The 18,205-nt window shown below is 68.3% G+C and carries 20 protein-coding genes; 13 read left to right on the top strand and 7 right to left on the bottom strand.

Annotated elements, in window-relative coordinates; all coding sequences use genetic code 11:
• Positions 1 to 4: 4 nt before the first annotated feature.
• Positions 5 to 178: a hypothetical protein gene (locus tag ABD747_RS26120; RefSeq protein ID WP_344810089.1), complete on the top strand. Its 174-nt coding sequence runs from the start codon at positions 5 to 7 to the stop codon at positions 176 to 178.
• Between the two features lie 124 nt (positions 179 to 302).
• Here the strand turns inward: ABD747_RS26120 and ABD747_RS26115 are convergent, their stop codons facing one another.
• Entirely contained in the window at positions 303 to 1,820 is a 1,518-nt protein-coding gene (locus ABD747_RS26115; RefSeq protein ID WP_344810088.1) for a serine/threonine-protein kinase, read from the bottom strand.
• Positions 1,821 to 2,113: 293 nt separating this feature from the next.
• The gene (locus ABD747_RS26110; protein WP_344810087.1) at positions 2,114 to 2,992 is read right to left on the bottom strand and encodes an oxygenase MpaB family protein; all 879 of its coding nucleotides are present in this window, start codon (positions 2,990 to 2,992) and stop codon (positions 2,114 to 2,116) included.
• 228 nt (positions 2,993 to 3,220) lie between these two features.
• On the opposite strand from ABD747_RS26110, the gene ABD747_RS26105 reads away from it, so the two are divergent.
• Together ABD747_RS26105 and ABD747_RS26100 are read left to right on the top strand one after the other, a co-directional pair.
• Entirely contained in the window at positions 3,221 to 3,484 is a 264-nt protein-coding gene (locus tag ABD747_RS26105) for a hypothetical protein (RefSeq protein WP_344810086.1), read from the top strand.
• A gap of 194 nt (positions 3,485 to 3,678) precedes the next feature.
• Positions 3,679 to 4,605 (top strand): arginase family protein, encoded by a 927-nt coding sequence (locus ABD747_RS26100; protein WP_344810085.1) that lies wholly within the window; start codon positions 3,679 to 3,681, stop codon positions 4,603 to 4,605.
• Positions 4,606 to 4,761: 156 nt separating this feature from the next.
• Here ABD747_RS26100 and ABD747_RS26095 read toward each other — a convergent pair whose 3' ends face one another.
• Positions 4,762 to 5,220, bottom strand: coding sequence for a nuclear transport factor 2 family protein (locus tag ABD747_RS26095; RefSeq protein ID WP_344810084.1), 459 nt, complete (start codon positions 5,218 to 5,220; stop codon positions 4,762 to 4,764).
• A 146-nt stretch (positions 5,221 to 5,366) separates the two neighbouring features.
• Between ABD747_RS26095 and ABD747_RS26090 the strand changes: the two genes are divergently transcribed.
• Together ABD747_RS26090 and ABD747_RS26085 are read left to right on the top strand one after the other, a co-directional pair.
• Positions 5,367 to 6,593: a phosphotransferase gene (locus ABD747_RS26090; RefSeq protein WP_344810083.1), complete on the top strand. Its 1,227-nt coding sequence runs from the start codon at positions 5,367 to 5,369 to the stop codon at positions 6,591 to 6,593.
• Between the two features lie 132 nt (positions 6,594 to 6,725).
• Positions 6,726 to 6,863 (top strand): hypothetical protein, encoded by a 138-nt coding sequence (locus ABD747_RS26085; RefSeq protein ID WP_344810082.1) that lies wholly within the window; start codon positions 6,726 to 6,728, stop codon positions 6,861 to 6,863.
• Positions 6,864 to 6,956: 93 nt separating this feature from the next.
• Here the strand turns inward: ABD747_RS26085 and ABD747_RS26080 are convergent, their stop codons facing one another.
• The gene (locus ABD747_RS26080; protein WP_344810081.1) at positions 6,957 to 7,379 is read right to left on the bottom strand and encodes a VOC family protein; all 423 of its coding nucleotides are present in this window, start codon (positions 7,377 to 7,379) and stop codon (positions 6,957 to 6,959) included.
• Between the two features lie 61 nt (positions 7,380 to 7,440).
• Between ABD747_RS26080 and ABD747_RS26075 the strand changes: the two genes are divergently transcribed.
• On the top strand, positions 7,441 to 7,728 hold the full coding sequence (locus ABD747_RS26075) for a hypothetical protein (RefSeq protein ID WP_344810080.1): 288 nt from the start codon (positions 7,441 to 7,443) through the stop codon (positions 7,726 to 7,728).
• A 214-nt stretch (positions 7,729 to 7,942) separates the two neighbouring features.
• Positions 7,943 to 9,118, top strand: a complete 1,176-nt coding sequence (locus ABD747_RS26070; RefSeq protein ID WP_344810079.1) for an MFS transporter — start codon at positions 7,943 to 7,945, stop codon at positions 9,116 to 9,118.
• Positions 9,119 to 9,191: 73 nt separating this feature from the next.
• Here the strand turns inward: ABD747_RS26070 and ABD747_RS26065 are convergent, their stop codons facing one another.
• Entirely contained in the window at positions 9,192 to 10,133 is a 942-nt protein-coding gene (locus tag ABD747_RS26065) for a ketopantoate reductase family protein (protein ID WP_344810078.1), read from the bottom strand.
• Between the two features lie 76 nt (positions 10,134 to 10,209).
• On the opposite strand from ABD747_RS26065, the gene ABD747_RS26060 reads away from it, so the two are divergent.
• The 5 genes from ABD747_RS26060 (at position 10,210) to ABD747_RS26040 (ending at position 15,887) form a co-directional block, all read left to right on the top strand.
• Positions 10,210 to 10,758, top strand: a complete 549-nt coding sequence (locus ABD747_RS26060; protein WP_344810077.1) for a TetR/AcrR family transcriptional regulator — start codon at positions 10,210 to 10,212, stop codon at positions 10,756 to 10,758.
• A gap of 66 nt (positions 10,759 to 10,824) precedes the next feature.
• Positions 10,825 to 11,682, top strand: a complete 858-nt coding sequence (locus ABD747_RS26055; protein ID WP_344810076.1) for a PHP domain-containing protein — start codon at positions 10,825 to 10,827, stop codon at positions 11,680 to 11,682.
• Positions 11,683 to 11,768: 86 nt separating this feature from the next.
• Positions 11,769 to 12,272, top strand: a complete 504-nt coding sequence (locus ABD747_RS26050) for a hypothetical protein (RefSeq protein ID WP_344810075.1) — start codon at positions 11,769 to 11,771, stop codon at positions 12,270 to 12,272.
• Positions 12,273 to 12,738: 466 nt separating this feature from the next.
• Positions 12,739 to 14,031, top strand: coding sequence for a BtrH N-terminal domain-containing protein (locus tag ABD747_RS26045; protein ID WP_344810074.1), 1,293 nt, complete (start codon positions 12,739 to 12,741; stop codon positions 14,029 to 14,031).
• Between the two features lie 137 nt (positions 14,032 to 14,168).
• On the top strand, positions 14,169 to 15,887 hold the full coding sequence (locus ABD747_RS26040; protein WP_344810073.1) for an alkaline phosphatase family protein: 1,719 nt from the start codon (positions 14,169 to 14,171) through the stop codon (positions 15,885 to 15,887).
• 73 nt (positions 15,888 to 15,960) lie between these two features.
• On the opposite strand, the gene ABD747_RS26035 is transcribed toward ABD747_RS26040, so the two are convergent.
• Positions 15,961 to 17,094: an LLM class flavin-dependent oxidoreductase gene (locus tag ABD747_RS26035; RefSeq protein WP_344810072.1), complete on the bottom strand. Its 1,134-nt coding sequence runs from the start codon at positions 17,092 to 17,094 to the stop codon at positions 15,961 to 15,963.
• A gap of 177 nt (positions 17,095 to 17,271) precedes the next feature.
• Here ABD747_RS26035 and ABD747_RS26840 point away from each other — a divergent pair, with 177 nt between their 5' ends.
• Positions 17,272 to 17,433 carry a GNAT family protein gene (locus tag ABD747_RS26840; RefSeq protein WP_425562590.1) on the top strand — a complete coding sequence of 54 codons (162 nt, stop codon included), beginning with the start codon at positions 17,272 to 17,274 and terminating at the stop codon, positions 17,431 to 17,433.
• Positions 17,434 to 17,546: 113 nt separating this feature from the next.
• Here ABD747_RS26840 and ABD747_RS26030 read toward each other — a convergent pair whose 3' ends face one another.
• Positions 17,547 to 18,191 carry a nucleotidyltransferase domain-containing protein gene (locus ABD747_RS26030; protein WP_344810071.1) on the bottom strand — a complete coding sequence of 215 codons (645 nt, stop codon included), beginning with the start codon at positions 18,189 to 18,191 and terminating at the stop codon, positions 17,547 to 17,549.
• Between the last annotated feature and the right edge of the window lie 14 nt (positions 18,192 to 18,205).

The raw sequence follows: 18,205 nt of genomic DNA, 5'->3' as shown, positions 1-18,205 counted from the left end.
CGCGATGCTCGTCATTGGTGCCATCGCAGTGCTCATCGGTGCGCTGTGGATCGGACAGGGGCTCGACCTGATTCCTGGCAGCGCGATGAGCGGTGACAAGACGTGGTTCTACGTCGGCATCGCGGTCGTCGTGGGCGGTGTACTGCTGCTGGTGGCAGGGGTCCGTCGGCAACGCTGAACGACCTGAATCTGGCTGCGGCAAGTGCCCGATGGATCGTGTGCTTGCTCCCTGGCGGGATCGATGCGTCGGTTCCTTGATCCGCATCCCGTGACTTCTGAGCACCGGCCGAACGGCGGCCTTCCTACCCCCGCGATTCATTGTGGCCGTTGCCGTTGCCGTTGCCTCGGCCGGGCCCGCTGTCGGTGGGCTTCGTGGGCTTGGCGGGCTTAGTGGGCTTGGGAGGCTTCGGAGGACCGGGCTTCTCTGAGGTTCCGGTGGGAGCGGGTGCCTTGGTGGGTTCGTTGGACTTCGGCGACTTGTCCTGGGCATTGCTCGTCGTCTGCTCGTCAGTGACCGTGGTCTCGCCGGAACCGGCGTCCTGAGTCGCCTGGGTTGTGCTCTTCTTGCTGGCGGGTTTGTGAGTCTGGGCCTGGGACGCGCCAGGCTGCGAGCTGGCGTACGGACCCGGTCCCGGTGTGAGCGGGTGCTGCCACAGCACGCCCACCACCGCGACCGCTGCGATCAGTGTCACAGCGGCGACTGCCGCAGTGATCCGGCCGCGCCGTGTCGTGCGGTTCGGAGGACCAGGCGGATCGCCGGCCGATGGCGCTGCTGCAGTCGGCACTGACTCGGCCGGCGTGGCCGGGGCGCGTCCGGCGGACGGCAACGTCGTCGCCGAACTCAGCGGCACGGTCGACCCCGCGCCCAGGTCGGTCGCGGCGCCACTCCCTGCGCCGAGCGCCGTTCCCACGCCCACTCCACGTGATGCGCCCGTGGGCGGCTCGATGGCAACTGTCGACACGCCCGTGCCGCCCTCACTCAGATGGTCAGCATCGGTGCTGCCGAGTTCGGTCAGAAGAGTCGCTACCTGGTCCATCTCCGGCCGGGCGGGCGGCTGGCGAGCGAGCATCCGACCGAGCAGCGGAGTCAGGTCGCCAGCCCGTCGAGGTGTCGGTACGTCGCCCTCCGCCACCTTGTGGAGCAATGCGATCGCGTTACCGTCGGTGCCGAACGGCGGGGTACCTTCCAGTACCGAATACAGAGTTGCTCCGAGTGAGAAGACGTCGGACGCCGCGGTCGCCTCGCTGCCACGAGCCACCTCGGGCGCAAGATACGCGGGTGTGCCGCTGATCATGCCGGTCATGGTCAAGGTGGTGTCGCCGATCGCCCGCGAGATCCCGAAATCGCTGATGCAGGCCCGGCCGTCGGCACTGATGAGGATGTTGCTCGGCTTGATGTCGCGGTGCACGATGCCCAGGCGGTGGGCGGCAGCCAATGCGGCAGCGACCTGCGACCCGACGCGAGCGACGTACGACGACTCCAACGCGTGCGACCCGCTCTGCCGCACTACATCCGCAAGAGTCCGCGACGACATCAGCTCCATCACCAGACAGGGCCGACCATCGTGCTCGACGACATCAAAGATGGTCACCGCGTGCGGGTGCTGCAACCGGGCGTTGATCCGCGCCTCCCGCATGGCCCGCTCGGCGACCGTCCGAGCCTCCTCTGCGCTCAGGCCGGGCTGAAGACGCAGCTCTTTGACGGCGACTCGGCGATCCAGAAGTTCGTCGCGTGCCTCCCACACCACGCTCATACCGCCCGACCCGAGTGTGCGCACGAGCCGATAGCGGTTGCCGATCAGGACATCGGGCGTCGCCATCGGTCCTCGCTTCCCGGCCGAACAAGTGATGTCGGTGAGCCTGTCTCGACTGAGCAGGCAATCATCGAGCCTACGTCAGCAGGAAGTTTGTGTTCGGCGTCGCGTTCGGCTAGCGGCCGGCCCACTGCTGATCTCCTACCCCGTTTCCGGGCCGTCCTGCGCTACCACTCGGCCCGAGCAGCGAGCGATGACGACCGAGGGCGACGCGTGCCCGAAGACGGGCAACCGACATCCTGGGGCGGCCGTCTGTCGGTACGGCTGAGTGCGGAACGGTCCGTTCGGCCGTGCCGCTGTCAGCTGATCGGGGCCTGAAGAGCCCAGCGCAGGGTGCCGAGCAGCTGGCGGGCCAGCGGCCGGGTCACCAGCCGATCGGTGATCGGTAGGGTCGGCAGTCCGAGCTCGGCTCGAACCCACGGCGGAAGCAAGGAAACTGCGCCGGCCGCCAGCACGCGGTAGCCGGGGCGAGCCGAACCGGTCAAGGGCGGATCAGCGAGCAGCAGCGCCGCTGCGTCCCGGGCGGCAGGTGTGCTTGCCAGCGCCGGCCGAAACGCGGCCAGCCGCTCAGCGATATCGGCCCGGGACCGGGGCGGCTCCGGCACCCCGAGCCGCGCGGCCACCTGGGCAGTCTGGGCGACGTAGCGGTCGGCCTCGGTATCGGAGAGGGGTCGCGGACCGAAGGCCTGGTAGGCGGTCAGGAAGCTGTCGGCCTCGGCGACGTGGATCCAGCTCAACAGGTCCGGGTCGTCCGCGCAGTAGGCGGTGCCGTCGGCCGCGGTGCCACGGACCGTGCGGTGGACGGCCCGGACGACATCAATGCTGCGTTCCGCATCCGGGACCGGGCCGTACGTGGTAACGGCGAGGAAGTGACTGATCCGCTGCAGCCGGCCCCACGGGTCGCTGCGGTAGCCCGAGTGGTCGGCCACGGCCGCCATGGCGACCGGATGCAGCGACTGGAGCAGCAACGCCCGAATTCCGCCGACGAACATCGCCGCGTCGTCGTGAACCAGCCAGATCGGGTCCTCCGGTCCGAACCAGCGCGCGCCGGGCGCGTCCCAGATCCGAACCCGTTCCGCGGCGAAGTCGGGCCCGGCGATCCGCAGCCGGACCGAACGTGCGAGCCGACGTCGGGGCCCATCGAGGAGAGGCCCGCCGGACAGGGTCACATCAGGCACAAGGCGCCCAGCGGGGATCGAGCGAGCGAGGTTCGAACACTCCTCGACGCTACCCGAGCTGGTCCCGCCTCGGCCGTGTCGGAGGAATCCACCCCCACTCGCTCCACGGTACGACGGTCGGCTCGTGGCGAGCCGGCGCCGGGCACGGCCACTCAACCACGTGTGTGCCGGCGTTGGGGGTGGCACGCTGCTGACCTGCTGTCGGAACCGCACGGCACCATTGCAGAGATGAACTGGAGTCTCGATTCCCCCGTCTCCTTCGTCGGCACTCACGGCCGGCTGATCGATCGGCGTCGGCTGGGCGTCATGTGCGGCGGACGCGACGCCGCCGGCCCGATCGCAGCACTGGACGCCTACCGAAGCACCGATGGCGGCTACGGCTGGTCACTGGAGCCTGACCACCGCTCGGCCGCCGCCGGACCGATGTCGCAACTCATCCCTGGCTGCTGGCGGCGACCGACTTCTGCATCGGCGCCGACCTCGAACGACTAGCGAACGGCCAACAGGAGGACGGCGGATGGACCGTCGAGTACGCCATGTTCAGCCCGGCCGCAGCACTGGAGTGGCGAGGGTACGTGACCGTACAGGCCGTTTGAGTGCTCCGTGGTGCCGCCCTCTGATGGTTGCGCAGGCCAGACTGGCTTGTCAGTGCGTCCGGGTAGCGTCCGCCGAATGAGATCAGCACCGTGTTGAACACTGGACGACACTGGGGGGTGCTCGGAGTTCCGTCGAGTGCGGGCGGGCACACGCCCGGAATGGACTTGGCGCCAGGAGCGCTGCGGGCCGCTGGTCTGCTCGCCGGTCTCGCCGCGTCCGGCGGAAGCGTCGTCGATCATGGTGATGTGGCCGGGTTTCGGCGCGTGCCGGACCCGTCCCATCCTGACCGGCAGAACATCGGTGCGGTTGCGCGCGTGGCCCGCGAGACGGCATCGGCGGTCGCTTCGATAGTGAAGGCAAACCAGGTGCCACTGGTGATCGGTGGGGACTGCACGGTCACCATCGGCGTCGTGGCCGGCATGCGGCTCGCCGCCGCCCCAACAGCGCTGCTCTATTTCGACGGTGGACCCGACCTGTACACCCCCGGCCGCATCGAGTTCGGCAATGTGGACGCCATGGGCTTGGCGCACATGCTCGCGATACCGGGCAGCGACCCGGTCCTCACCGACATCGGCGGTACGCCACCTTTGCTCCAGTCGCAGCATGTCGTCCTCTACGGCGATGCCGTCCCCGACAATCCGACGGATCTCGAGAGCGTGCTGATGCAGCAACTGGCACTGACGCGAATCCAAGCCGAACTGATCCACGCCGACGTCGGCGGTGCCGCGGAGACCGCGAAGGCGCGCATCGAGGGTGCGGGCGATCGCTTCATCGTTCATTTCGATGTCGACGTGCTCGGACACATGCACATGCCGCTGGCGAACATGCCCAACTCCGACGCCGCACCACTGGGGCTCACCGTCCAAGAAGTGATCACCAGCCTGCAGATCATCGCGGCCAGCCCCAAGTTCGCCGGCATCGTGCTCACCGAGGTGAACCCCAACAACGCGCCCGCCGACGATCATCTCGATCGGTACATCCAGATGATCATCCAGGGGCTGTCCCACGTTCGATAGGCATCACGCCATCGACGATCCTCTCCCCCAGCACAAATAGCACCGCACGCGTTCCCCACGACCGCCCGCCCCTCTGTGCCGGCTGCTGTGCCGACGCGCGCCGCCCCTTGCTGGAAGGTCCGGCTGTTCCGTGTGGCCTCGGAGGTCGCGCCTGACTCAGTGAGGAACGAGTGCACCGGCCCAGGCGGCCCGGTCCGCGTGGGTCGCGGTCTTGTTCATGTCCTTCCAGACGCCGTCGATCCGCAGCAGTGCGTGGATGTCGACCCAAGCGCTGGAGGGGTCGGCGACATCGTGCATCTCGAGCAAAACCGAAGCCACGTCGCCGGCCTGGATGACCGAGAGGATCTGGTAGGTGCAGCCGCGATATTCCGGAGTGGTCCAAGTGGGGAGGGATTCGGCCACCGGGTGCTGCTCGAAGGTGCCGTCTGCCGTCGTGCACGCCCACCAGGCGTTCTCCTGGAAGCATGTGTGGAAGCTGTCGATGTCGGAGTTGTTGAACCCGTCGATGTACAGCTGGATCACGGCGACGATGTCGTCGTAGTCGGGTGCTGGGGGTGGGTTGCCGATCGCTCCCGTAGTCGCGCTGACCTGGGCCGGTGCTGACGCTTCTGGCACTTGTGTCTCCCGCCGCGAGAACATCCAAGCTCAATCGAATCTAGACCTCTCGCGCCGGTCGTCAAGGGCCGAAACGAGTGCTTCCGGTGGTGTGGTGGCCGAGAGGCCCGCAGTACGGCGCCAGCGCGGTTTCTAGACTCCTAGCCGTGCAGGTTGCCGGGCGTGAGGCAGTGGTGGTGCTGTGCTCCCGCGATCGCCGTCGCGGTGATCGGCTCTGGGGTGCGCTGCCGCCGATGCCAGTCGTGGCGCCGTGGTGGCCGGAGGCGTGGGATGTCGTCGAGGCTGTTCGGCAGCGGTTCGGGATTGATGTGACCGTACTGAGACTGCTCACGACGTCTCGCCTGCGGATGCCGGGTGGCACCGTCAGCTACCTCGCCGAGATCAACCCGGCGGCGGACCTGTCGGAACTACCCCTGACGCCTTGGACTGCGGGTGACCCGCTCGCGCCCGAACCGCTGCGGCAGGCCTGGGCGCACCCGGACGGCCCGCGCCGGCTCGTGGCATGGGCGCAGGACCGCCTGGAGGCCGCCGGGATTGCCCTCCGCGGAGTGCCCGAGCAGCGCAAGACGTGGAACCTGTCCACCTTGTGGCGGCTGCCGACCGAGCGTGGGCCGGTCTGGCTGAAGGCCGTTCCGGACTTCTTCGCACACGAGGGCGCGCTGATGCAGCGGCTCGGGCCGGCGGTCACCCCAGAGGTGTACGCGGCCGAGCCCGGGCGGCTGCTCCTCGCCGACGCGCCCGGCGACAACATGGAAACCCGCGGGCCGGCGCTCGCCCCGATGGTGGACCTGCTGACCGGCGTGCAGGCGGGCTGGGCGGACCGGATCCAGGATCTGCTCGCCCTCGGTGTGCCGGACCGACGGCTGGCGGCCGAGATACCGCGGATCGAGCAGGTGGTGGGCGAGTACGAGGCCGGGCTCGACGCGACGGATCGAGCCGACCTCGAGCGCCTTCTGGCGGGCCTCGCCACCCGGGCCACGGCGATCGCCGACTGCGGTGTGCCCGAGACACTGACGCACGGCGACTTCCACCCGGGGAACGTCCGCGGGCTGAACGGCCGGTTTCTGATCATGGACTGGGGCGACTCCTGCATCTCGCACCCGATGACCGACGAGTTGGCGTTCACCCGCCCGCTCGACCCGGCGGACCGCGAGTCCGCCGCGGACTGGTTCATGACGGCATGGCGGGGGCTGGTGCCCGGCTGCGAGCCCGAGCGGGCGGCGGAGCTGCTGCGGCCGCTCTCCCCGCTGATCGGAGCAGTCGCCTACGCGGAATTCGTGCGCCAGATCGAACCCGACGAGCGGATCTACCACATCGACGACGTTTGCGACCATCTGGCGATCGCCGCCGCCGAGTATCGCGCGAGACAATGAGAGGCGACGACCGTGGCCGGCGAACGCGATGTGCCACCGCAAGATCAGGGGAATATCGGGGTCGCGCCCCGGTCGCGGACGGTGCCCGCACGCGTAGCGTGGAATGCCCAGCCGACCGTTCGCGGAGCAATCATGACCTTCATCGTTCTTCTCATCCTCGTCGTCACCGGCGTCGTGGCCTATCGCTACCGAGTGCCGCTGATTGCCAGAATCACGGGCCAGAAGGAGAGTCGGATTCGTCGCGCCCTGGACCAGCGCAAGCGCAACTAGCACCTGACCTATCGGGCTCGGCGCTGACCTCGACCCGACCGGGCTTCGGCGAGTACCCGCACGCCCGCCGCGCCGGTCCGTGGTGGCGTGGTGTTACGACACAGGTACGCGGGCGGCGATCGGATGACGGGGCTGGTAGACGCCGATCGAGCCTCCACTGGGGAGACCCACCGTCGCCAGCAGCCCCCAACCTTGGTCGCTGACGTCGCTCACGGCGACGCCATCCTCGCTGAGCTCACTGACCAGACCAGCGATGTCGTCACACATCAGGTACAGCTCGTGCTTCGGCATGTCAGCCGTCGGGTGCACGGCGATCTCAGCGGGCGGCAGCGCAACGATGAGCCAACCGCCACCGGCATCGACCGAAGGAGTCCCCAACAGGTCACGCAGAAATGCCCGATCCGCCTTCGCGTCAGTGCTGTACAAGATCACGTGGGCTCCGGTGATCACTGTTCCTCCCAGCTCGGGATCGACCTGATAGCGGCGACGATTCCACGCCTGAACGGAAATCACCATTCGCTGCGCCGGTCCAGGCTCCGCAGCCGTACGCGGCCGGGGGGCGGACTACGGTCGAGTGATGGCGACGTTCGCGATGATCGGGAGTGGGTGGCGCAGGCGGATGTTCCTCGATGTCGCTCGAGCAATCGGCACTGTGCAATGCGCCGGCGAGCTCCACAACGACGAGGTCGTCCGGTTGGCCGCCCCGCGCAGCCTGATCGGGAGCCCGCTGGTGCGGCGGCAGATCGGTCACGACCTCGACGTGAACGGCTTCGACACCGAGCACATCTCGTTGGCCATCGAGCAGTCCGCCATCACCGGCACCACCGTGAGGACCGGCCCAGAATCCTGGACGCAGACAGCGTGACCCCGTCGGCTACGGCCGGATGCCACTCACCCCTGGGGGTGTACCCGACAACAAGGGCGCCTGACTATGGTGACCACATCTGTGCTGGGTGGCCGGCCGCGTGGCTGTAGGACGAACGATGGATCGCGCTCCCCGGGGGAAGCCGCAGTAGCGGCCGGGCACCCGGCACACTATCGGCGCGGTTCGGCCCGCTCCCCCCCACTACCGTGGGCGGGTGACGGAACAAGCCAGCGTGTGGCGGGCGCCCGGGATGCTCGCGTTGGCGGTCATGTCGATGTTCGGGTTCAGCGGGTACGCCGCCCTCCTCGCTGTCGCCCCCTTGTGGGTCGTGGAAGGCGGAGCGACGGCAGCCGGCGCCGGGCTGGTCAACGCCGTCTTGCTGGCTGCGACGGTGCTGACCCAACTTGCCGTTCCCCGGTCGCTGGCCCGATGGGGTACGGGTCGAGTGCTGGTCGTCGGGCTCCTCTTGTTGGGCGCACCAGCTCCGGCCTACCTGCTCTCCGACGGCATCGGCTGGGTTCTCATGCTGTCGGCCGTGCGGGGCATGGGTTTCGGCATTCTCACTGTCGTCGGGTCCACTGTGGCGGTCCAGCTGGTGCCGTCGCACCGCCGTGGTGCCGCGATCGGGATCTACGGGTTGTCGGTCGCCGTCCCGAACCTGGTGCTGCTGCCGGGCTCGGTGCCGGTCGTCGACCGCTTCGGCTTCGCACCCGTCTTCTGGCTGGCAGCGCTCCCGTTGGCCGGCGTGCCGGCCGCCCTTCGGCTCGCGCATGTGCTCCGAGCGATGGACGTCAACCCGCCAGCGCGTGCCGGCCAGAGGTCTCCGGTGAGCTTGCGAGGCCTCCGCGGAATCATCGTCCCGACAGTGGTGCTGTTCAGCGTGACCATGGCGGGCGGCGCATTGCTGACCTTCGCGCCCCAGCTCACCAGTGCCGGCACGGCGGCCCTCGTGCTGTTCGCGATCGGCGTCACGAGTGCGTTGTCGCGTTGGTTGATCGGCACCCTGGCCGACCGACTCGGGCCCTGGCTCTTCATCGCACCGGGACTGGTCTGCCTGGGTTCCGCCATGGCGATCTCTGCCTGGGCCGTCGCCCACGACCACGCATCTGTGCTCGTTGCGGCGGCTGTCGTGGTCGGGTTGTGCTACGGCGCGCTGCAGAACCTGACGTTGGTGGCGGCCTTCGCCGCCGTCGAGCGCTCGAATCTGCCGGCCGCGAGCGCAGGCTGGAACATCGGCTTCGACGCGGGCACTGCGTCCGGCTCGGTGGCGGCCGGGGCGCTCGCCGCGGCCTACTCGTTTCCGGTGTCCCTCGTCACGCTGGGCTGCATCTGCTTCCTCGTGGTCGTGGTGACCCTGGTAGCCGCTCCTCGCCGCACCATCGCTCGATAGCTCATTCGACGACAACGGCCCGGCTCGGGTTCGAGCTGTCGGTCGACGCCACCCACGACAGGCTGCTGACCCCTCACGGATGGAGCTGGAGCGACGCCTCCAGGCGCGGGGCCGGGACACCGAGCCGGCGGGCCTCGTGCACGGTATCGCGCAGGACGGCACGCGGCTCAGCAGCTTCCGGGTCGGTGTGGGCCGCCAGGCTCGCCCGGGCGATCGGGACATGGACGCTTGCCCATGCCATGCCGGCAGCCGCCGGCGCCGATAGGTGGTAGCCGATCGTGCTGCGACGGTGCCGACGAAGGTCGATGCCGCGAGCCTGGAGAACGGGCAGCAACTCGCGGCTGGTCAGCAACGCCTCACGGAATGCCTGGCGGTCCCCGATCATTGCCGCCAGACCGCCACGCCGAAGGCCCTCGGCATGCATGCCCGCGTCAGCCACGAAGTGCAGCCACAGCCAGCCCCGCATGTCCCGTTGGGTCCGGACCGCGAGTCCCGCCGTACGGAACGCTTCCTGCACAGCTGACTCCCGCAGGCTCGGCGCTTCACCGGACGTACCGACGATGACCCTGCCGAGCAGTCCGCCGTGCAGCACGCCGTCCTCGCCGAAGCCGCCGCCCGCCTGGGGGAACCCGAATACGACCTGGGCGGACGGAAGCGGCGCGACGGCTGCGATGGGCTCGTCCCAGATGTTGCCGAACACCAGAACCGTGGCGTCACCGATGCGGGGAGCCAGGAACTCTGCTGCGGCCGGGAGCTGATGGTGGCCCACACTCAGCACGACCAGCTCGAAACCGTCACCAGGCTCGACAGACTCGCGCAAGCGGGTCGGGACCACCTGGCGAACCCGCCCGCCCAGTCGCCGGGAGCGCGTGTCGACGAGGTCCAGCTGGACTTCGTAACCGTACGCGGCGGCTCGGCCACGGCGTACGTAGAACTCCACGTCGTGCCCGGCTTCCTGAAGCGCCTGACCGTAGATCGTCGCGATGACGCCACGACCGAACATCAAGATCCGCATGTGCACCTCCGCATAACTGGAGACTATCTCCGAATGATAGGATACGGAAGTTGTCTCCGATTACCGTGAGGTATGGATGGCGGAAAGCAAGCGGCTGCGGGCCGACGCCCGCCGCAACCGGCAAGCGATCGTGGCCGCCGCACGCGAGGTGTTCGATCGCGACGAGAAGCTGCGATTCGACGACTTCGCGATTCGCGCGGGTGTCGGCGTCGGGACTCTCTATCGACACTTCCCCACCCGAGAAGCGCTCGCTGCAGCCGTGTACCAGGACGAGGTGACCGCGCTCTGCGAGCACGCACGCGCCTCGACCCGACCCGCCGGGGAAACACTCGAAGCATTCCTCCGCGGCTTCGCGGACCACGTCATCGCACACGCGGCGCTGGCGCGGACCCTTGCAGCCCTGGTCAACCCCGCCATCCAAGCCGACGGCGGGAGTGAACTAGAGCAGACGATCGCCGAACTGATGGCAACGGCGGCCGTCGACGGCACCATCCGCGCCGACGCTCCCCCGGGCGCGGTGATGGTCGTCCTCCACGGAATCGGATCGACAACGGATCGCCCCGAGTGGCAACTGGAAGCCCGCGCAGCAGTGGAGCTGTTGATCGACGGACTCAAACCGTCATGACGATCGGCAGGCGCCGAGGCGGTCGCCGCGCCGCGAGCTTGTGGGTTGGCATGCGAGGGTGGAGGCATGCCAGCGCTGCCGGCAGATACCCACGTCCATAGCGAATACTCCTGGGACACCGGTGGCCCGGACTCGCCCTCGGCTGCCGGCACGATGAGACGCACCTGTGCACGAGCCATCCGCATCGGTGTCCCGGTCGTCATCTTCACCGAACATCTCGACATCACCGGGTGGAAAGCCGACCCCGACGACTTCGCCGAGCACCAGCGCCGGCTCATCGACCGCGACGGGTGGATGCAACCGCCGCCACTCGACATCGACGGCTACCTCGACTCCATCGATCGATGCCGACACGAGTTCCCCGACCTCCGCATCCTCACCGGCATCGAATTCGGCCAGCCGCATCTCGACGGCCAGGCAGCCGCCGCTCTCGTCGATTTCTCCACCCTCGACCGGATCAACGGCTCGCTGCACACCCTGCCCTTCGCCGGCCACCGCAGCGAGCCGGTGACGATGTTCCGCCAGCTCCCGGATCCCGCCGAGGTGATCTGGGCCTACCTCGGCGAAATCTCGGCCGTGGTCAGCGGCGGAGACTTCGACGTCTTCACCCACATCGACTACGCGGCCCGCTACTGGCCTGCCGACCAACACGGACCGTTCGACCCGAGACAGTTCGAAGACGGTTTCCGACAAGCCATGCGTGCCATCGCCGGCACCGGCCGCGCCCTTGAAATGAACACCGCACGCCCCCTTCGACCCTGGATCCCGCAATGGTGGGCAGAGGAAGGCGGACGCGCCGTCAGCTTCGGCAGCGACGACCACGAAACCTCCGGCCTCGCCGCCAACTTCCACGAAGCCACCGCCCTGCTCGACTACTTCGGCTTCAGAGCCCGCAGCCGACCCGAAGACTTCTGGACCCGCTGATTACCGCTCAGCTTCCGGCCCTCGCTGCTGACCGAAGGCGGCCACCATGTGCGGCCCGCGACAAAGAACACAGAGGGTCCGAGTGTGTGGCGATGGAGTCCGGATTTCGACTCAGCCGGCCCGCGGTGTATGAGATAGAGGTGACGACACCCTCAGCGCTCGAAAACGACCATCGTCTCTCCGAGCGCATCTCCGCCTTCCTTCGATCCTGGACGGATCTGGCACGGCAGGACCAGTCCGACATGCTCGCCGAGAATGTGCTGATCGGCACCGAGTCCTCGACCGCCATCATCAGCCGGGATGCCTTCCTCGCGGCGGTCCGCGCGCGGCACACCAAGATCGGCGGTAGGTCCACGTCTCAGCTGTCCACGTGGACGGCGACGGGCGTCGGCAGAGGGCTTCTCCTCGTCACCGCTACCTGGGTCTTCGACGGTGCCGGAGCGGACATCTCGCTGGTGAGCGACTTCCTGCTGCAGGATGCGTCCGGTGGCGGACTACGGTGCGCGGCATACCTGCCGCGCCAAGATGTCACGGCGATGCTGTCGTCAGCGTCGTCACCGGTCACCGCCGACTCTGCGGGGCAGCCATAGCCGGCGGCGCAACGGTGAGTAACACCGGAGCCATCCGTGCACCCGATGCCGACAGACAGACACCGACACGGCGCGTCCGAGAGCCCCGTCGACGCTGAATGCCTCACCCCCGCTCAACGACGCGCACGCAGACCATGCCCCGCACGGCCGAGCCACTGGGCCGAGTGGATCGGCCAGCCGTGATCGAGACCGCACGACGATCCCGCATCGACGTCAGGGGCGCTAGTGCTTGCACTAGTCTTCAGGGTACGGCGGGTCTGACGCCGAACTTCCTGACCGAGTCTCCACGCGGCTCGGCGACGCGGAAGCAAAGGGGACTTCGAGAGCCTCCTGGACAGCCAGTCGATGTGGACATCTGAAGCAGGGCAGCGGCGACGTTTCGAGCGTGGGGTCGAGCGTCGGTACGCGCCCGAGAGGTTTCGATGTGACCACCCAGAAGCAACTCAAGGCTCGGATCCGGGAACGGATGGCCGCCACCGGCGAACGGTACGCCGCCGCCCGCGCCCAGCTCGTCGGGGCCAAGCCCGAGCAACATGGCGCGCCGCTGGTGGATGCCGGCTGGTCCTTTCGGGGCGGGTCCGATCCGGATGCGGCGGCTCTGGCACATGTGCTGGCCAACACAGGGGTGTTCGGCTCCGAGGGCCCGTTGTCAGAGGAGTTGATCTTGCTCATTGCCGGCGGGCTCGGCGCTGGCTACATCCTCTGGGAGTTCCAACACGACGACAGCCGGATTGTCACGCTCGGGTTCACCAACTCCGGGCACTATTTCGACCGACGGCTTGCGGCGGCGATCAGCCGGCTGGGTGTGCACGCGGACTGGTCGCGTACGTCGGGTGCCGTGGGCGCGGCGGCCGAGCTCCGGCGGGAACTGCAGTCCGGGCAGCCGGTCATCGTCTGGCCCGACCGTTATCAGATCGGGTACTGGCAGCTACCCGCTTCCCTCGACGGCCACGGTGGACACCCGGTGGTCGCCTACGCCGAGCAGGACGGGCGGATCCGCCTGGACGACCGCACCGTGGCCCCGTTGAGCGTCACGGGTGAGAACCTCGACCGGGCGCGAGCCCGGGTCGGCAGCTACCGGAACGCCATGATCGCCGTTCGAACCCGCGATTGCGTGATCCCCGACGATCGGCTACGAGCAGCGATCAGCGCCGGCCTGACGGATATGGTCGAGACGCTGGGTGGCCGATCGGACTCCTTCGCTGCGCCTGCGTGGCGGAAGTGGGCCCGAATGTTGGCGTCATCTCGGCCCGCGAAGGCCTGGCCTCGGGTCTTCGCCGATGGTGCGGGCCTTTTTCGGGCCTTGCTGAGCGTGTGGGAAGGCGTCGAGCCGTTCGGAATGACCGGCGGCAACCTGCGACGCGAGTTCGCGGCCTCGCTCACTGAGGCGGCAGCGTGGCTCGACGAGCCGATGCTCGGCACTGAGGCCGAGCGGTGGTTGGAGACAGCGGAGCTGTGGCACGCTCTCGCCGAGGCTGCGGCACCAGCCAGCGTTCCTGCGTTCAACCGCGCGCGCCAACTCACCGCAACCGTCACCGGCGCGGTCGCGGAGGGCGATGCCGGTGACGCTGAGCGGGCCGCAGCGGCAAAGGAGCTCTGGACCTTGCACGGTCGCTACGCGATGCGGCCGCCCCTCGACACCGATGACATCACTGCGATCCTGGTCGCGATGAGCGGAACTCTCGAGGAGATCTACAGCGCGGAAAGGGCGGCAGTCCACCGGCTTCGATTGCTAGCGCCACCGCGACGCGTGGAATAGCAATCCGGCCGTTCGGCCGCCTGGGGGCCTGCGTAGATCTGCGTATACCGTTCGGCGAGCTCGACTGATAGAGCTGAGAGTGCGTCCATCCCCCAGGACCGCCCGGGATCTCCGAGCCGTCCGGACAGGAGCCTCCCATGCGTCGTTCGGGTCTTGTCGGCGTCGCGGCAGCCGTCCTGATCGCCGGCAGCGCTGTCGTGCCACACGGTCCGCAGGCATTCGCTGCACCGATCTCCGGCACCTCGGCCGCGGCCGGGGTCACCGCGGTTGCGTCCGCAGGCAACCACCACGACTCCCGCCCGGGGAGGGACCGGGCGGTGCTGGGCAGGTACAAGCGAATCGTGGTGATCTACCAGGAGAACCACAGTTTCGACAATCTGTTCGGCGCGTGGGGATCCGTCGACGGTGAGCGGGTGGAGGGGGTCGATCAGGCGGATCCCGCCCATGCCACCCAGGTCGCCCAGAATTCCTCCCCGCTGTCCTGCCTGCCCCAGAACGACGTCAACCTCGCCTCGCCTCCGCAAGCGGTCTCGTGCGTCGATGCGGCGCGCAGCATCACGAGCGCGTTCGAGAACCGGCCGTTCACCATCGACGACTACATCAAGCCAGCTGACAACACCTGTCCGGCAGAGGGCGTGTCCGCACCGTTCGGCGTGCTCAAAGACTCACCGGGAGCGCTCACCGGCGGCTGCACCCGCGACCTGGTGCACCGCTTCTACCAGGAGAAGTATCAGATCGATCATGGCAAACAAGATCGCTACCTCATCGGGTCGGACGCGATCGGGCTGACGATGGGCGTGTACGACACGAAGCAGCTGCCGATCTATACCTACCTGCACGAATCCGGCGCGCCGAACTACGTCATTGCCGATCGGTTCTTCCAGGGCGCCAATGGTGGTTCGTTCCTCAATCACCAGTGGCTGATCGCGGGACGCGCGCCGTACGTCGATCAAACGGGTGAGATTCCTGGCACGGCCCGGCCGGTCAATTCGATCGTCGACTCGAACGGGATGCCGACCAGCTATCCCTTCTACGTGGCCACCGGTCCGGTCCTCGATCGCCAGCTCACGGTGGCATGCCCGCCCTCCGCGGATCGCGCCGATCCCGTCGACACCGAGAACTACCGACTCGGCTGCGGGAACTTCGCCGTGAACACGGTGCAGCCCGCGAGCCGGCCGTACAACGCCAACGGACCGTTCATGCCACTGATCGACGACGAGGAGTACCCGAACATCGGCGATCGCCTGACCGACCGGGGCATCTCGTGGGCGTGGTACTCCGGCGGCTGGGACGCCGCCGAGGCGGGCGCGCCGGGCAAACTGTTCCAGTACCACCACCAGCCGTTCAACTACTTCAAGGCATACAGCGCCGGGCGGCCGGGTCGACACCACCTGCAAGACGAAACCGACTTCATCGACGCGGCGAGGATCGGCAATCTGCCCACGGTGAGTTTCGTCAAGCCCTGTGGCGCGGAGAACGAGCATCCTGGCTACGCGAGCGCCACCAGTGGCAGCAAGCACCTCGTCGACCTCATCGACGCGGTGGTCACCGGTCCCCAGGGGAAGGACACCCTTGTGATCGTGACCTACGACGAGTTCGGCGGCCAGTGGGACCATGTCTCGCCACCGGGACGAGGCAGCCCGACCAAGGGAGCGTACGACGCGTTCGGCCCGGGCACCCGGATCCCCGCACTGCTGGTCTCGGCGGGAATGACGAGCTCGGGGGTCGACCACACGTCGTACGACACCACGTCGATCCTGACCACGCTCGAGCACGCGTTCGGGCTGGCGCCGGTGGGCATCCGGGACACGAAGGTCAATGACCTTCGCAAGGCGGTCCGGGTCGGCAGCCGCTAGGACGCAGCGGAGCCGCCGCCTTCGGCAACTCGTCGGATGCCGCGCCGTCTGCAGAAGGGGCTCGGTCGGTGTGCTATCCACCGTTCCGCAGGGCCAAGGAGATCTCTCCCAGCGCTCGGCGGGTGTAGTCCGCGGCGTCGGGCGAGACCAATGCAGACGGCACCCAGGGGACGACGTGGCGCAGCCCGGCCTCCCCGAATGCGCGGAGCTTCTCCACGATCTGGGGCGGCGTCCCCCAGATGGCCAACTCGATCAGGCCCTGCGGCACTGCCGCGATCGCCGCGTCGAGCGCCTCGCGATCACGGCACTGCTCGGGCAGGATGTCCAGGTAGCCCCGAAACTGCTGCCCGAACGGGTGCTGTGCACCGAACAGCCGCCAGATGTCCGCCGAGAAGAGCAGCCCCCAGAACCGGACCGGGTTGGTGTCCAGCATCGCCCGCGCCTCCGCCTCCGTGCGCCCGATCACGGTGAGGCAGGTCCATGATGGTGTGATCGTTTCCGGGTCCCGTCCTGCGTCCGAGGCCGCAGCGCGGATCACACCGAGGCGGGCGGCGTAGTCCTCCGGTGAGCCGATCGCGAACGGGTACCACCCGTTTCCGTAGCGGCCGGTCAGACGGAGCATGCGCGGCCCGTGTGCCGCGATCCAGATCTCCGGGGTTCGACCCGGCGGCGGAAGCAGGTCGAGCACCGCACCGTCCAGTTGGTAGTGACGGCCGTGGAAGTCGAAGGGACCCTGGGATGTGAAGGCGGTACGGATGATCTGCACCGCCTCCTCCAGCCGGCCGACCGGCTGGTCGAACGGGAGCCCGTACGGGTCGGTGTTTTCCCGCTCGCCGGCACCGATGCCGAGGATGGGCGGCCGATGGCTCAAGTGCGCCAGGGTCGCCGCCGCCTGGGCGATGACGATCGGGTGGCGCCGGAACGACTCCGTGACCCCCACCCCGAGCCGCAAGCCGCCGGCGCGCGCGGCCACGTAACCCAGCAGGGTCTGGTAGTCGAACCAGGTGTGGGGCGACGCGTGCTCGTCCGCATACAGCCCGAAGCCGTGATCCCACAGTGCACTCGGATAGAAGTCCTGGAGGTGATCCCACACCATCACCGCGTCCAGGTCCTGCTCCTGCGCCGCAGCCACATCACGCTCCACCAATGCCAGCGGCGGCTTGGCGTTCACCGTCATCCCGACGTCGATCCTCGGTCGCGCGACCATCCCACCTCCCGACCCCGACGCCTCGGCCGCCCGCGACTCCGAACCGGGGACCCGGCCAATGACGCTAACGCCGCTCGCGATGGAGTGCATCCACCATCTGTCCGGGTTCCGCCCGTGGCCGGATGACGGTCCGCTCGTTGTGCGCCGAGCCTCGGGCTCGACGGGCTCGGCTGGGCGCTGCGACCGGAGGAAACGGGTCACGGTTACGCGACCGAGGCAGTTCAGGCGGCACTACGGATCTGCTTCGACATTCTCGGCCTGCCGGCGGGCGACAGCGAGCTGCTTCGCCGCCAACGCCGCCTCCTCCCGGCTGATGGAACGGGTAGGCATGCGTCGTGAGGCCTACACCGTCAAAGACGCACTCCACCACCCCTCCGGGCAGTGGATGGACGGCTGCAGCTATGCCCTGCTCGCCGACCAATGGCGCGGTCTCGCGGGCCCGACCGACAGGACTACAGGGCCGCCAGCCAGCGATGACCCGGGTGCGCCAAACTCAAGGCTTCGCGCAGCCACGTCCGTCGCGCACGATCCAAAGCAGGAAGCACCACGTCGAAGTCGCCCTGATCCTTGGCTCGCAGACCCTGTGCTTTGAGCAGCAACTGGACTTCCGGCCGCAGGTAGGGCACCTGGTCGTGGAACCAGCGGATCTCGCTCAGCGGCAGCCGGATCCGACGATCCCGCTTGAACTCCCACATGTCGTGGTCGCCGGTCATCAGCAACACGTCATACTCCCACGGCTCGGCCCCGCTGTGCCGGAGCCACAACTGGCCGCAGCCGGGCGGCAGCACCACGTCTGCGGACCCATCAGGATCGTCGCCGGGTAGCAGCGGCCGGAGCGAACCATCACTCGCCGTCCACACATCCAGCCGATCCGCGAGATGGCCTCGTAGCTGCGGCAAATCGACCCGCGGCACTTCCAGATCAAGATCGTCGTGATGCCGCTCGACCCCGGTGAACGCCTCGATCGCCCAACCCCCGGCGATCCACCAGAGTCCCCGATAGTTGGCGAACAGCCGAGCGGCGTCCGCGGGCAACCGCCCGCTCCACGGCCCGTACAGCCGCGCCAGCTCATCGCTGCCGAGTTCGCGAATGGGCACCCGCAAACCCTAGC

Source organism: Microlunatus ginsengisoli, from assembly GCF_039537205.1.
GTDB lineage: Bacteria > Actinomycetota > Actinomycetes > Propionibacteriales > Propionibacteriaceae > Microlunatus > Microlunatus ginsengisoli.
Note: the sequence above shows the minus strand (reverse complement) of the source record. Positions and strands in the feature narration are given on the sequence as shown.